The sequence below is a fragment of the Streptomyces sp. DF42 genome (assembly GCF_058267695.1).
In genome coordinates this window covers 4,189,118-4,203,742 of the sequence record NZ_CM177859.1, presented here as the reverse complement: position 1 = coordinate 4,203,742, position 14,625 = coordinate 4,189,118, and the positions used below count along the sequence as shown (strand labels likewise).

Annotated in this window: 13 protein-coding genes; 9 read left to right on the top strand and 4 right to left on the bottom strand. The window is 71.4% G+C overall.

Annotated elements, in window-relative coordinates; genetic code table 11:
• Positions 1-118: 118 nt before the first annotated feature.
• Positions 119-1,921: a hypothetical protein gene (locus ACYUED_RS19015; RefSeq protein WP_491293473.1), complete on the top strand. Its 1,803-nt coding sequence runs from the start codon at positions 119-121 to the stop codon at positions 1,919-1,921.
• 18 nt (positions 1,922-1,939) lie between these two features.
• Here ACYUED_RS19015 and ACYUED_RS19010 read toward each other — a convergent pair whose 3' ends face one another.
• Positions 1,940-3,250 (bottom strand): ABC transporter substrate-binding protein, encoded by a 1,311-nt coding sequence (locus tag ACYUED_RS19010; RefSeq protein ID WP_491293472.1) that lies wholly within the window; start codon positions 3,248-3,250, stop codon positions 1,940-1,942.
• Positions 3,251-3,367: 117 nt separating this feature from the next.
• On the opposite strand from ACYUED_RS19010, the gene ACYUED_RS19005 reads away from it, so the two are divergent.
• A complete protein-coding gene (locus tag ACYUED_RS19005) occupies positions 3,368-3,868 on the top strand; it encodes an SCO4402 family protein (RefSeq protein ID WP_266516508.1) in 501 nt (166 codons plus the stop codon).
• Positions 3,869-3,914: 46 nt separating this feature from the next.
• Positions 3,915-4,799, top strand: coding sequence for a formyltetrahydrofolate deformylase (gene purU / locus ACYUED_RS19000; protein ID WP_491293471.1), 885 nt, complete (start codon positions 3,915-3,917; stop codon positions 4,797-4,799).
• Positions 4,800-4,985: 186 nt separating this feature from the next.
• On the opposite strand, the gene ACYUED_RS18995 is transcribed toward purU, so the two are convergent.
• Positions 4,986-6,194 carry a zf-HC2 domain-containing protein gene (locus ACYUED_RS18995; protein WP_491294325.1) on the bottom strand — a complete coding sequence of 403 codons (1,209 nt, stop codon included), beginning with the start codon at positions 6,192-6,194 and terminating at the stop codon, positions 4,986-4,988.
• A 233-nt stretch (positions 6,195-6,427) separates the two neighbouring features.
• On the bottom strand, positions 6,428-7,009 hold the full coding sequence (locus ACYUED_RS18990) for a sigma-70 family RNA polymerase sigma factor (protein WP_491293470.1): 582 nt from the start codon (positions 7,007-7,009) through the stop codon (positions 6,428-6,430).
• 309 nt (positions 7,010-7,318) lie between these two features.
• On the opposite strand from ACYUED_RS18990, the gene ACYUED_RS18985 reads away from it, so the two are divergent.
• Together ACYUED_RS18985 and ACYUED_RS18980 are read left to right on the top strand one after the other, a co-directional pair.
• A complete protein-coding gene (locus ACYUED_RS18985) occupies positions 7,319-7,699 on the top strand; it encodes an STAS domain-containing protein (protein ID WP_491293469.1) in 381 nt (126 codons plus the stop codon).
• Positions 7,700-7,913: 214 nt separating this feature from the next.
• On the top strand, positions 7,914-8,426 hold the full coding sequence (locus ACYUED_RS18980; protein WP_491293468.1) for an EF-hand domain-containing protein: 513 nt from the start codon (positions 7,914-7,916) through the stop codon (positions 8,424-8,426).
• Between the two features lie 9 nt (positions 8,427-8,435).
• On the opposite strand, the gene ACYUED_RS18975 is transcribed toward ACYUED_RS18980, so the two are convergent.
• A complete protein-coding gene (locus tag ACYUED_RS18975) occupies positions 8,436-9,971 on the bottom strand; it encodes a class I adenylate-forming enzyme family protein (RefSeq protein WP_491293467.1) in 1,536 nt (511 codons plus the stop codon).
• Between the two features lie 185 nt (positions 9,972-10,156).
• On the opposite strand from ACYUED_RS18975, the gene ACYUED_RS18970 reads away from it, so the two are divergent.
• The 4 genes from ACYUED_RS18970 (at position 10,157) to ACYUED_RS18955 (ending at position 14,373) form a co-directional block, all read left to right on the top strand.
• The gene (locus tag ACYUED_RS18970) at positions 10,157-11,350 is read left to right on the top strand and encodes an amidohydrolase family protein (RefSeq protein WP_491293466.1); all 1,194 of its coding nucleotides are present in this window, start codon (positions 10,157-10,159) and stop codon (positions 11,348-11,350) included.
• Positions 11,351-11,358: 8 nt separating this feature from the next.
• Complete coding sequence (locus ACYUED_RS18965) at positions 11,359-12,492, top strand: acyl-CoA dehydrogenase family protein (protein ID WP_491293465.1); 1,134 nt, start codon at positions 11,359-11,361, stop codon at positions 12,490-12,492.
• A 2-nt stretch (positions 12,493-12,494) separates the two neighbouring features.
• Entirely contained in the window at positions 12,495-13,424 is a 930-nt protein-coding gene (locus ACYUED_RS18960) for an acyl-CoA dehydrogenase family protein (protein ID WP_491293464.1), read from the top strand.
• A 487-nt stretch (positions 13,425-13,911) separates the two neighbouring features.
• On the top strand, positions 13,912-14,373 hold the full coding sequence (locus tag ACYUED_RS18955; RefSeq protein WP_491294323.1) for an ATP-binding protein: 462 nt from the start codon (positions 13,912-13,914) through the stop codon (positions 14,371-14,373).
• Positions 14,374-14,625 lie beyond the last annotated feature (252 nt).

Sequence of the window (14,625 nt, the reverse complement as noted above, 5' to 3'; positions counted from 1 at the left end):
GTTTTGTTACTGCTGTCACAGGGAAGGGGTTTGTGCCCTGAGCTGCGTGGCACGCGGCTCGGGGGACCCGGTAGCGTGAGCCGACGATCCCGAAGGTCCCCCATTCGTAGGAGTCCCGGTGACGCAGAGTGGACAGGGCGAGGAGCCCTCGCCGCGCGAAGCGCGCGAAGGCATCGTGCTGCCCTCGGACGGCGGCGAGCCGCTGTTGCCGGGCATGCTGGCCGCACAACAGGGCCCGGTCGGCCCGCAGCCCGGTCAGCACGCCGGGCAGCAGGCCGGCCCGTACAACGGCCACCAGACCGACTCGTACAACGGTCAGCAGGCCGACTCGTACACCGGCCACCAGGCCGCCCCGTACAACGGTCAGACCACGTCGTACGACGGCCGGACCGCCGCGTACGACGGCCCGCAGGCCCCGGCCGCGGCTCCGACCGGGGGCCAGGCCTGGGGCACCCCGTGGGGCCCCGACCAGAACCAGATACCGGCCTCGCAGCCGGGCCAGGGCTGGCCCACGCCGCCCGACCAGTCCTGGGGCGCCCCCGACCGGCAGCAGCCGCAGACCCCCGACCAGTGGGGTGCGCCCGCGTCCGGCCCGTCCGGGGCGCAGCCCCCGGACAGCGCCCCGGCTCCGTCGTACGGCGGCCAGCCCGCGATAGCGCAGCCACCGGCGAACCCGTCCCTGCCGCCCGCCCACCCGTACGGCGCCACCGCCGGACAGGGCGGGCCGGCCGCGCCCCTGCCGCCCGCCGACCCCGGTGGCGGCTACGGCGCTCCCGCCGCTCCCGGTGCCTACGGCGGTCCCCTCCCGCCCGTCGCGGACGAGGGCGCCACCCAGTACATCCCTCCGGTGGCCGCAGCGGCGGACGAGGGGGCGACGCAGTACATTCCGCCCGTCGCGCCGGGCCCGCTGCCCCCCGAGGTGGGCGGAGGCGCATCGGTCTCCGAGGCCACGCAGTTCCTGGGCCGCGCACCGCAGGCCGGCGCCGGGCCGTTCCCGCCCCCGTCCGGGCCGGACGCCGAGGCCACGCAGTTCATCGCGCCCGTGCCCGGCCAGGCCGCCGGGGCGCCGTACGGCATGCCGCAGGGCGGGGACCGGCAGCCGCCCGCCGAGTTCGACAACCTGTTCCGCACCGGGCCGGGCAGCGAGAGCCCCGCCGCGGCCACGCAGCAGATGCCGCGCTTCGAACAGCAGCCCCCGCAGACCAACTACGCCCCGCCCCAGCCCGGTTACGCCCAGCCCCAGCCCGCGTACGCCCCGCCGGGCGACGACGGCCGGGGCGGCCGCGGCGGCCCGAAGAAGTCGCGGGTGCCGCTGATCGCCGCCGTCGGTGTCGGCATCGTGGTGCTCGGCGTCGGCGCGGGTGCGCTGCTCGGCGGCGGTGGGGGCCACGACGGCAAGGACAAGAACCAGAACGTCTCGGCCACGGCCCCGGCGACCGACGGTTCCGCCTCGCCCGCCGCCGATCCGGCGAAGCAGCAGGCCGTCGCCCTGGACAAGCTGCTGGCCGACAGCGGCGACAGCCGGGCCTCGGTGATCCGGGCGGTGGCCGATGTGAAGGGATGCAAGAACCAGACGCAGGCGGCCTCCGACCTGCGCGACGCGGCAAGGCAGCGCACCCAGCTGGTCACCCGGCTGTCCGGCCTGTCCGTCGACAGGCTCCCGAACCACGACGCGCTGACCGCCTCGCTCACCAAGGCGTGGCGGGCGTCCGCGGCGGCCGACAACCACTACGCGGCCTGGGCCGACCAGGTCGGCGGCAAGAAGGGCTGCAAGAAGGGCCAGGCCCGCCCGACCGGCCAGACCCAGGCGGGCAACCGCTCCAGCGGCACGGCCAGTGCGGAGAAGGTCAGGGCGGCCCAGCTGTGGAACGCCATCGCGAAGACGTACGGCCTGACCCAGCGCCAGCCGACCCAGCTCTGAGGGCCGCGGACGTGGACCTCAGTTCACGTCCGCTGTCTCCAGCGTCTTCGTCGCGTCCTCGAACCCCTTCCGCGTCGCCGCCACCAGCTGCCCCTGGCGCACCACCTGAAGCGTCACGTTGGCGTTGACCAGGCGGGAGAAGCCGATGGCGGCGAGCGGGCTCTCGGAGGACCACTGCAGCGTCGGTGTGAGGCCGCCGGTGCTGACCTTCAGCCCGTTGTCGAGGGACCTGCGCACGGTGCCGGAGGTGACGTCGCCGTCGCCCAGCGAGGCGACGACGTCCTTGAACACGGTGTAGGCGATCCAGGTCGTCTGCACCCCGGCATCCGCGGCGTCGATGCGGTTGTCGCCGAAGGCCTCCTCCTGGATCACCTTCTTCATGGCGTCCCAGCGCGGGTCGCTCGCCACGGGGTACCAGCCGGTGACGTACGACCCCTCGTACGGCCCCGACCGGCCGCCGGACTCGTTGATGACCGTCTGGTCGACGCTGTCGAGCGTGGCGGCGGTCTTCACGGCGGGGTAGCCCTCGCGGTCGCGCCGGAAGGAGTCCATGAAGGTGTCGGTGCGATCCCCGAGCGCGGGAATCACGCACCCCCTCTTCAGCCGTTTTCCGGTCGTGGCCGCCAGCGCCCGCTGCGACGGAACCGAGTACTCGGTGGTGTCGTCCGCCGCCCGCTGGTCGACGGCGGCCACGTGCCCGGCCGCCTTCAGGCCGGCGTCGAGCATGGCGGGCAGCTCGTCGCCCGTGATGCTGTCGGGCCGTATGAGCGCCACGGGGCCGCAGCTCCCGGCGAGTCCCTTGCCGAGGCCGGCCAGCAGGGCGGGCTGGCCGCCGTTGACGGGGTAGGACAGCGGGCTGGTGAACTCGGAGGTGGTGACGCCGTACCCGCCGATGTAGGGGATGCCGGCGCTCTCCAGGGTGGGGAGGTAGGAGTCGCCGTACTGGCTGTAGGAGCCGACGACCGCGACGACGTTGTGCTTGACGGCCGAGGTCGCGCACTTGGCGGCGGCCAGGCTGTCGTTGTGGTCGTCGCAGGTCAGGACCTTCAGCTTGCGGCCGTTGATGCCGCCGTGGGCGTTGATCCAGCGGGCGTAGGCCCTCGCGAAGGCGGGCATTCCGGGCTTGTTGGTCGCGCTGGTCTGCTCCGGGGCCCAGGTCATGACCGTGATCGAGTCGTCCCCGGAACTCTCCGCGGTACCGGGGACGACCCCGCAACCGGTGGCGAGTGACATACACGCGGCCAGAGCCCCCACCGACAAAGCGGTGGCTCTGAGTGGCCGGATACGTAGGGGGAGGGAGGTACTGCGGATGCGTCGCCTGCCGGTCATGTATGCACACGCTTCCCGCACATCGCCAACCTGGGGGTGACCCTCGGTTACTGATCAGTGACCTGGAGGTGAATTGCGGGGGTCGGTGAGGCGCCCGGTCCGAAGAACGTACGATCGGTGACCGTGCAAGGTTCGGAGAACTCTTCCCGTCGCGGCCGTCGCTCCTCCACCATGGGCGGCATGCCACAGAACGACATGCCGTGGTGGCGCTGGCGCAGCAATGTGCGCTCCGCGCTGCACATGCTCTCCGACCCGGCGTTCCAGCAGAACGTCTGGCTGGCGGGCCTCGACGGGTACGGGGACGTCACCGACGCCGTGTACCGCCTGGTCGAGGACACCTGGCTGGACAACTGGTCCGCCGAGAAGTACGTCGGCACGATCTTCCGGGACTCCCAGGAGGCGGCCCTCGTCGACACCGCCGTGCTGCGGGTGCTGCGGATCATGCACCAGGTCGGGCCCGACGCCCCGGTCTCCGCGTACGTCGAGAACCAGGCCTGGCCGGAGGCGGTCCGGGCGGCCCGGGACGCGCACGTGCGGTTGGCCGCGGCCGACGGGGAGGACCCGGACGTTCCGCCGCGCACCCTTGAGGTGCTGCGGATCATGACGCGTTCCGCGTAGCGGACTCCGGTCCGCACGTGGGCACGCTTATGGGACCCTGTCCTGCATGACCGACCAGTCCACCCGAGCCGCGGCGACCCTCGCCGATCAGTACGTCCTCACCCTCTCGTGCCCCGACAAGCAGGGCATCGTGCACGCCGTGTCGAGCTATCTCTTCATGACCGGCTGCAACATCGAGGACAGCCAGCAGTTCGGCGACCACGACACGGGTCTGTTCTTCATGCGCGTCCACTTCTCGGCGGAGGCGCCGGTCTCGGTGGACAAGCTGCGGGCGAGCTTCACCGCGATCGGCGACGCCTTCCACATGGACTGGCAGATCAACCGGGCCGAGGACCGGATGCGGATCGTGCTGCTGGTCAGCAAGTTCGGGCACTGCCTGAACGACCTGCTGTTCCGGGCGCGGATCGGTGCGCTGCCCGTGGAGATCGCGGCGGTGGTGTCCAACCACACGGACTTCGCCGAGCTCGTGGGGTCGTACGACATTCCCTTCCACCATGTTCCGGTGACGAAGGACACGAAGGCCGACGCGGAGGCGCGGCTGCTGGAGATCGTCCGCGAGAACGACGTCGAACTGGTCGTGCTGGCCCGCTACATGCAGGTCCTCTCCGACGACCTGTGCAAGCAGCTCAGCGGGCGGATCATCAACATCCACCACTCCTTCCTGCCGAGCTTCAAGGGCGCGAAGCCGTATCACCAGGCGCACGCCAGGGGCGTCAAGCTGATCGGCGCCACGGCCCACTACGTCACCGCGGACCTCGACGAGGGGCCGATCATCGAGCAGGAGGTCGAGCGGGTGGGGCACGACGTCACGCCGGACCAGCTGGTCGCGATCGGGCGGGACGTGGAGTGCCAGGCGCTGGCCCGGGCCGTGAAATGGCATGCGGAGCGGCGGATTCTGCTCAACGGGCGCCGGACGGTTGTGTTCGCCTAGGAGCCCGGGAGTTCGGGTTCGTCAGCGGCTGCGGGTTGTTCGTGGCTGGGCGCGCCCCCGCGGCAAAGCCGCATACGGAAACGGTCCCGCGCCCCTACGCGGCTTCACTGCAGGCCTTCAGGGGCGCGGGGAACTGCGCGAACACCCCTCACGCACCCGCAGCCGCCGACGACACCGAACCCACCCCTACATACGGCTCAAGCTCGCCGCGGCGAACAGCACATCCCTGATCGCCTCCCGGTCACCGACCTGCCCCGCCGCCGCCTCCTGTGGCGATACATGACCCGCTGCGAGGCGGCAGAACTCCACGCCGTCCAGGGCGATATGGGCGACCTCGTGCTCGGCGGAGCCCACCGCGCCGGGGGAGTCGAGGGGGATCAGCCACTCGCCGCCGCCGGAGCCCTCGATCTCCAGGCGCAGGCTGCGGCCGGGTCCGCCGGCGGAGACGAGGTGGCGTCCCTGGGTGGGCGAGGCAAGGCCCGTCTGCCGCCGCTGCGCCAGCGTGGCGGGCAGGACCCGGGCCGCGAGGTCGATCATGCGGTGCAGATGACGGGCGGAGGGCGGTTCGTACGGGTAGTCGACCGCCTCGGCGATGTCCTCCGCGTGCACCCAGCACTCGAAGGCCCGGTCCAGCATCGCGTCGTGCAGCGGCAGCTCGAACTCGCCGTACGACACCGCCAGCCGCGCGGAGCCCGAGCTGCCGCCCGCGAAGGACACCGTGCGCACGAGGTCGTGGCTCTGGTCGCGCCAGGGCGCCCGGACGGAGCGGGTCGGCGGGAAGTGCGAGGTGCGCCAGTACGCCTCGGTGCGGGCCCCCGGGGTGGGGCCCTCGGCGGCGACGTCGCCCAGCGGGTCGTCCAGGCCGAGGGCGACCGCGACCAGCCCGTCGACCGTGAGCAGATGGGCGATGACCCCGGCGACCGTCGTACGGCGGCTCGTCGGGCCCTCGCCCTCGAACCAGCGCAGCCGCACGGGCGCGTGCCACTCGGCGTCCCCGATGTCCTGCAGCAGCGCGTCGAGGCGCGCCGTCTCGGCGTCGTACGGAGCCGCCCACTCAGGCACCGGGATGCGTGGCGGGCGCCGGTCGAGACAGCCGTCCAGGACCCGGGTGCGCAGGGCCGGGTCCAGGTCGAGGCTCTCCGGAGGGTGCAGCAGGCCGACCGCCTCGCGCAGCCGCAGGGCCTCGTCGGCGCAGCTGCCGCAGTCGCCCAGGTGCTCCTCGACGGCCGCCGTCTCGTCCGGCGAGCAGGCGGCCAGCGCCCACGCGCCGAGGAGGGACTTCAGCACGGGATGCTCCAGGACGAGCGGGGCGGGCTGCGGCGCCGGGTCCCCCAGGGCCGCCGGCGCGGGCAGCAGCCGGCCGCCGTCCTCGACGGAGGCGCGGGGCATGGGTATGCGCGGCGGCCGGTCGGAGTCCTGGCCGAGGCCGCCGCCGTTCGCGGGACCGTCCGGACCGTATCCCTCCTGCTGCCCGTCCTTGCCCCTGATCCCGTCGCCCCTGCTCTCCCAGTCGCCGTTCCTCTCGTCCTTGCCGTCCTTGCCGTCCTTGCCGTCCTGGCTGTCCCTGTCGTCCGTGCTGTCCCTGTCCTCGAATCCCTCGTGGCCGAAGCGGTCCGCGCTGCCGTCGTTCACGCCGCACCCCCGTAACGGGGAGGTGACCCGGGTGCGGCGGCGTCGTGGGCGGTGGACAGCAGCTGCAGGCCCAGGCGGAGCCGGCGGCGGGCCTCGTCCTCGGTGACGCCGAGGTCGACCGCGGTCTGGCGGTAGTCGCGGCGCTGGAAGTAGGCCAGCTCCAGGGCGGCCCGCAGCGGGACGGGCATGGACTGCACGATGTAGTCGGCGCGGGCGGCGACCGAGGCGCGGCGCACCCTTCGCTCCAGGTCCTCGGCGGAACCGCCCGAGCCCTGGGCCAGGGCGGCGGTCTCGGTGGCCCGCAGTCGCTGCACGGCGAGGCGGTGCGTCAGGGTGGCGACCCAGGACCGCAGGGGGCCCGTCCGGGGGTCGTACGCCTCGGGGTGCTCCCAGACGTGCGCGAAGACGTCGCGGGTGATGCCGTCGGCCGCGCGCTCGTCGCCGAGGACGCGGTGGGCGAGGCCGTGCACGAGGGAGGCGAACCGGTCGTACAGCTCGCCGAGGGCGGCCGCCTCACCGCGTGCGAGTCGCTGCTGCATCCTGCGGTCCCAGCGGGGCGGTGTGTCCTTCTTCGCCATCCGGCTCCCTCACCCCTGCCCGTGCCTCGGCCCAGTCTGCGTCCACCGTCTCCTCGAATGTAGTCGGCACGTCTGACAGCGCACGCCCCTTTGTCGCAATGGGCGCCCCCTGGCCGACCTCAGGTGATAGGGGACGGTCACCTACCCTGGTTCAGATTTGATCGAACAGGATCGAAGACGACTAAAACAAGCCTCTTCTGATCGGTTTCCGTTTTTGGCCCCGTGTTTCAGGGAACGGCCGCTGGGCAGCCGCGCTGCAAGGAAGCGAAGGTACGGCTTCCGGTTACGGGGTTCCGGCGAGCGAAGGGCATGGTGGTGACGTTCAAAGTGACCTGCGTCGATCAGGGCGAATGGGCCGTGCTCCGGGTGTCCGGCGAACTGGATCTCGTGACATCGCCGACGCTGCGGCAGCACGTGCATGACGCGGTGGCCGAGGGGCGGCACTCTCTCGTGCTGGACCTCGACGACGTGTTCTTCTGCGACTCCAGCGGCGTCGGAGTGCTCATAGCCTCCCGTCGGCTGATCCGCTCCTGCCAGGGCCGCCTGCGTCTGATCCTCCCGGCGCAGGGCGCGGTCGACGGCTCCCACGTCAACCGCGTCCTCGGCGCGCTGGGCGTCCGCCGCCTGTTCGACGTGTACGCCGACCTGGAGGACGCCGTCGCCGAAGAGGCCGACCCGCTCTCCGCCTAGAGGGACTGTCGCGAAAGCGGCGTGGCAGACGCCACTTTCGCAACAGGCCCCGGCCCGGTCTCCGCGTAGCGTCGCCGGGAGGCTTCTGCCACATCGTTGTCGCAAAATTCCCTCGGTCTTGGCACAAGCGCCGCTTTCCCGCGCTTGGAGGGCCCGGCGCGTCGTACGCTCCGTCCAGATAGACCCCGACGTGAGTAAGGCGGCTCGAAGAGACATGGTCAGCAGCGAGTACGAGCGCAGGATCGCCGCCCGGTTCGCCACCTTCGACCAGGACGGCAACGGCTATATCGACCGCGAGGACTTCAGCGGAGCGGCCAAGGCGCTGCTCGCCGAGTTCGGCACCGCGGCGTGCTCCGACAAGGGGCAGGCGCTGTACGCGGGTGCCGAGGCGTTCTGGCAGGGCATGGCCGGCATAGCGGACCGGGACGGCGACCAGCGCATCAACCGGGACGAGTTCGTGTACGGCGCGGTCAAGCGCCTGCGTGACAACCCCGACCGGTTCGCGGAGATCGCCCGCCCCTTCCTGCACGCGGCCCTCGACATCGCCGACACCGACGGCGACGGAGCGGCCACCGTCGAGGACATGGCGCGCGTACTGAGAATCCTGGGTGTGAGCGAGGACATCGCCCTCGCCTCCGCCGCCGCGCTCGACGCCGACGGCGACGGCAGGGTCGGCGAGGCGGAGGTCGTCCCGGCGTTCGCCCGCTACTTCACGGTCCCTGAATGAGCCTTGCCTTCACGGTCCCTGGATGAAGCTCTCGGTCACGGTCCCCGAATAGCGCTCGCGCAGCTTGTACTTGAGCACCTTCCGCAGCGTGTCGTTGCGCGGAAGGGCGTCCACCACCTCCAGCTGCTCCGGCAGCTTGTGCACGGACAGCCCTTCCGCACGCAGGTACGAGGTGACGGCGGCCAGCGTCAACCCGTCGGCCCCCGGCGGCTGTTCCACCACCGCGCAGACCCGCTCCCCGCGCTCCGCGTCCGGCAGGCCGATCACGGCGACGTCCCCGACGGCCGGGTGGGCGGCCAGCAGGTCCTCGATCTCCTTCGCCGAGATGTTCTCGCCCTTGCGGATGATCACGTCCTTGAGCCGGCCGGTGAGCACCAGATGCCCGCTCGCGGTCAGGTGTCCCAGGTCACCGGTCCGCAGGAACCCCTCCGCGTCGAAGGCCTCCGCGGTCTGCGCGGGATCCAGATACCCCGGACAGACGGCCTCCCCGCGCAGCCGTACCTCTCCGCCCACGACGCGTATCTCCATCCCCTCCGGCGGCCGTCCCTCCGTGGTCGCCAGGTTCTCCGTGGTGTCGTCCGGCGCACCCATGGTGATCATCGGCACCTCGGTCATGCCGTACCCGTGCGTGAGCTGCACGCCCATCTCCCGTACGACCGCGTGGTACACCTCCGGCGGCTTGGGCGCCCCGCCGCCCGCGAGCAGCCGTAGCGAGGGAATGACCTTCACCCCCGGCTGCCTGCGCTGCTCGGCGAGGAACATCGAGTAGAACGCCGTCGACCCGCCCGCCACCGTCACCCCGTGCCGGCGGTAGCCCTCCAGGGCGTCCGGCAGTGCGAACTGCTCGAACATCACCGCGGGGAAGCCGTACAGCAGCAGCATGACCGTGTAGTCCGGGCCGGCGATGTGCGCGTACGGGAAGGCCATCGAGCCCACGTCGTCCGCCGACAGGTGCAGCGCGTGCGCGAGGCACGAGCCGCCCGCGATCAGCGAACGGTCCGTGTGCAGGACGCCCTTGGGGTCGGAGGTGGTGCCCGAGGTCCAGTAGATCCAGCGCACGGAGGTGCCGTCGGAGGGCGGGGCGGGCAGCACGGCCGGGTCACCGTCGGGCAGGCCGGCAGCGTCGTACGCCTCGAAGATCCCCTTCGCCCCCAGCCGCCGCGCCATCCCGGTGTGGTCGAAGCCGCGCCACTCGCCGGGCACGGCGAAGTACTCGGCCTTCGACTCCCGCAGCGCGAAGGCGACTTCGCGGTCCCGGTAGAAGGGGATGACCGGCGTCTGTACGGCGCCCAGGCGGGCCAGCGCGAAGGACAGCAGGGCCGTCTCGATGCGGGTGGGCAGCTGCCAGGCGACGACGGTGCCGGGGCGCACGCCCATGTCGTACAGGCCGGCCGCCACGCGCTCGCCGCGCGCGCGCAGCTCGCCGAAGCTCAGGGAGCGGTCGTCCTGGAGGAGGACCGGGTGGTCCGGGGTGAGGTCGGCGCGGCGGGCGAGGAGTTCCCAGAGGGTGCGGGACGAGCTGAGCGCGTGGGCGGTGTCGTTCACGGCGGCCCCCTTGTGGAGCTGGCATGGAGCTGACATGGAGCTGAGACCGAGCTGACGGACAGTCAGATCGTGGGCAGAGCGTAGGGCTCGGCGCCTTGTCGGTCCAGGGGGGTGGGGCTAGCCTGCTAGGCGTATCGAGATCTGACGAACCATCAGAAACTGGTCGGTACCAGGTGGAGGGGACCATGACCGAACTGCCCCGCGTCATCAGCGTCGACGACCATGTGATCGAACCCGCGCACCTCTTCGAGACCTGGCTGCCCCAGAAGTACCGCGACCGCGGCCCACAGGCCCTCACCGCCGGGATCGGCGAACTCGCCTACGTCGCCGGCAAATACCGGATCACCATGGATCCGGAGGGCCAGCCGACCGACTGGTGGATCTACGAGGACCTGAAGTTCCCGTACAAGCGCAACATCGCCGCCGTCGGCTTCGACCGCGACGAGATGACCCTGGAGGGGATCACCAGGCAGGAGATGCGGCGCGGCTGCTGGGACCCCAGGGCGCGCCTGGAGGACATGGACCTCAACCACGTCGAGGCCAGTCTCTGCTTCCCCTCCTTCCCGCGCTTCTGCGGACAGACCTTCGCCGAGGCGCACGACAAGGAGGTCGCGCTGGCCTGTGTGCGCGCCTACAACGACTGGATGGTGGAGGAGTGGTGCGGGGACAGCGGGGGCCGGCTGATCCCGCTGTGTCTGATTCCCCTGTGGGACATCGACCTGGCGGTCGCCGAGATCCGGCGCAACGCCGCGCGCGGGGTGAAGGCGGTGACCTTCTCCGAGATCCCCACCCACCTCGGGCTGCCCTCCATCCACTCCGGCTACTGGGACCCGTTCTTCGCGGTCTGCCAGGAGACCGGGACGGTCGTCAACATGCACATCGGCAGCAGCTCGCAGATGCCGGCCGCCTCCCCGGACGCGCCGCCCGCCGTCCAGGCGTCGCTGAGCTTCAACAACGCCATGGCCTCGATGATGGACTACCTGTTCAGCGGGGTGCTGGTGAAGTTCCCGCGCCTCAAACTCGCCTACTCCGAAGGGCAGATGGGCTGGATCCCGTACGCCCTGGAACGCGCCGACGACGTCTGGGAGGAGCACCGGGCGTGGGGCGGGGTGCGGGACCTGGTCCCGGAGCCCCCGTCGACGTACTACTACCGGCAGATCTTCTGCTGCTTCTTCCGCGACAAGCACGGGGTCGCCTCGCTGGACGTGGTGGGCCGGGACAACGCCACCTTCGAGACCGACTATCCGCACGTCGACTCGACCTTCCCGCACACCAAGGAGGTCGCCCTCGACCATGTGAAGGGCCTCGACGACGAGACGGTCTACAAGCTGATGCGGGGCAACGCGATCCGCATGCTCGACCTGGACTTCGACAAGTAGCCCCGCCCATGGACCTCTCGTACACGCCCGAGGAGGAGGACTTCCGGGCGCGGCTCGGGGAGTGGCTCGGCGAGGTGCTGCCGACGCTCCCACCGAAGCCGTCCCCGGACGACTGGCCCGCGCGCCGGGCCTACGACCTCGGCTGGCAGCGGATGCTGTACGACGCCGGGTACGCCGACGTCCACTGGGACGCCTCCCCGACCACGCGGCTGATCTTCCTGGAGGAGACCGAGAAGGCCGGCGCACCCTACGTGGGTGCGGGCTTCGTCGGGCTGCTGCACGCCGGGCCGACCATCGCCGCCGAGGGAACGCCCGAGCAGCGGGCGCGCTGGCTGCCGCCGATCCTGCGCGGCGAGGAGGCCTGGTGCCAGGGCTTCAGCGAACCGGACGCCGGTTCCGACCTCGCGGCACTGCGCACGCGCGCGCGTAGGGACGGCGACGACTACGTGGTGAACGGGTCCAAGATCTGGACCTCGCACGCCGAAGTGGCCGACTGGTGCGAGCTGCTGGTCCGCACGGATCCCGACGCGCGAAAGCACCGCGGCATCACCTGGCTCGCCCTGCCGATGAACGCCCCGGGGATCACCGTACGGCCGCTGCGGACCCTCGCCGGGTCGGCCGAGTTCGCCGAGGTGTTCCTCGACGACGTGCGCGTGCCGGTGACGAACCGGGTCGGGGACGAGAACGACGGCTGGCGCGTGACGATGGTGACGCTGTCCTTCGAGCGCGGCACGGCCTTCGTGGGCGAGGTCGTGGCATGCCGGCGGGTGCTGGGCGAACTCGCCGCCGAGGCACGCAGGAACGGGCGCTGGGCCGACTCCGCGCTCCGGCGGCGGCTGGGCCGGCTGAACGCCGAGTTCCGGGCCCTGTGGCGGCTGACGCAGTGGAACGTGAGCGAGGCGGAGGCCTCCGGCGGTGTGCCGGGAGTGGGGGGCTCGGTCTTCAAGTTGAGTTATTCGCACGCCCGGCAGGAGCTGTACGACGCGGCGGCGGAGGTTCTTGGGCCGGACTCGCTGGATCTGGAGCGGCCGTGGATGCCCGATCGGCTGTCGGCGCTGTCGTACACGATCGCGGCGGGTACGTCGCAGATTCAGCGGAACATCGTGGGCGAGCGGGTTTTGGGACTGCCGAAGGGGAGGTGACCGTGCGGTTTCAACTGAACGAGACACAGCGGGAGTTGCGCGATGCCGTGCGAGCCGCGATCGGTCGTCGCGCGGCCGACGGTTCGGCGTGGCTGGTCGCGCCCACGCGGCGGAGCCGCACAGGTGACAGCCCCGCGCCCCTGAGCGGCGTTGCGGATCCCGGCGCCTTTCAGCCTCGCCTTGATCGTGGGCTGTGGCGGGTCCTCGGGGAGCTCGGGGTCTTCTCGCTGCGGTTGCCCGAGGCGGACGGTGGGGTCGGACTCGGGTTGCCGGAGGCCGTGTTGGTGTTCGAGGAAGCGGGGCGGGCGTCGGTGCCCGGGCCGCTGGTCGCCACCCATCTGGCGGCCGGGGAGGTTCCGGGGGCGGCCTCCGGCGAGACGGTGGTCGCGGCTGCCGACGGCAGGCTCGTGGAATGGCTCGCCGAGGCGGACGTCGTGCGGAAGGGGGCCGAGGGGGCCGTACCCGTGAAGTCCGTCGATCCGCTCACGCCCCTGCACCGGGTGCCCGCTCCGGCCCGCACCGATCCCGTCGCCGTCCTGCTGACCGCGGCCGAGCAGCTCGGCACGGCCGCGCGCGCGTGCGAACTGGCCGTGCAACACGCCCGGACCCGCGAGCAGTTCGGGCAGCCGATCGGAGCCTTCCAGGCCGTCAAGCACCTGTGCGCGCAGATGCTCGTGCGCACCGAGCTGGCCCGTGCGGCCGTCTACGCGGCCGCCGTCACCGCCGACCGGGCCGACATCGCCGCGGCCCGGCTGCTGGCCGACGAGGCCGCCGAGCGCGGCGCCCGCGACTGCCTCCAGGTGCACGGCGGCATGGGCTTCACCTGGGAATGCGAGGTGCATCTGCTTCTCAAGCGGGCATGGGTGCGGGCGCAACGTGGCGGTGGCACTACGGAGAGTGAGGAGCTGCTCGCGGCCGATCTGGTGACCTGAGGGGCGCCGGCCTGGGATGTCGCGGAAGCGGCCCTCGCGGATGTCGCGGATTGTGGCATACCGGAATTACAGAGCGTTGATACCGGGTTGTGTCCTATGCGTGACCCGTCACGTCCTGGAGTCGGCGTCCCGCTCCGGTACCTTCTGTGGGATGCGAGTGGTTCCGAGCGCGAGTCGTGCCGGTGTTGCCCTTGGGGTGATGCCGGAACCGGCCTGTTCGACTCCCCGCAACGAGCGTCGCACAGTATGCCGCACGGGTACTCCTTCACGCTGGAATATGCCCGAAGCGCTTGTTGGGGTGACTGTACGTCAACCATGCTGTCTCGTAAGGGATTCACGTTCCGTGACCCTGGCTCTGGGCTCTGCACGGGCTGTTGTCCTGGTCATGCAGAAAATGGCTACGATCGTGGCCCTCGTCGCGGCGCGCGCGTGGCGTGAGGTCATGTGTCCGCCGGTTCGGATGGTGTGAGCGGTGCAGGTGCTTCAGGTGCAGCTGGAAGTCCGGCCCGACCCCGCGGAGGTGGGGCGGGCCCGGAAGTGGGCGCGTTCCCGCCTCGCCGGGTCCGGGATAGAGGTCGACGAGCCGCTCGCCGAGACGCTGATCCTGCTCGTCTCCGAACTGGTCACCAACGCCGTGGTGCACACCGGCTGTCCTGCTGTCCTGAGGCTGTCCCTGCCGGGCGTGGCCGGCGAGTCGGCCACGGTCCGCCTTGAGGTGGCCGACACCAGCGACCGGGCTCCCGTGCCCCGGTGTGCCGACGGCGACGCGACCGGGGGCCGTGGCCTCGCCCTCGTTGACGGACTGGCCGACCGCTGGGGCTGGAGCCCCGAGGGCGCGGGCAAGCGCATCTGGTGCGAACTCGACCGCTGCGCACAGTCCCGTCAGGCCGCGGAGGCCTGCATGGGTGGCGCTCCGGCGTACGAAGGGCTCGCGTTCGAGGCGGTGTGACCGGCGCACAGGCGCCGAAGGTCCGTCAGCCGCGGTGTAGGGGTGCAGAAACCGCTGTCAGGCCGCGATCGGCGCGGAGTGATGCGCCGGGATGTGCTTCTGTGCGCGCCCACGGCAAATAGGGCTTAAGTAATAAATCCCCGTACGGGTGTTGACGCGTCGTGTCCGTTTGATCACGCTTGTGGTCAGCGATTCGCCGTGAGGGGACGACGGGGGCTTCGGTGACGGGAGCCCTCGACGAGTGCGAGTCGT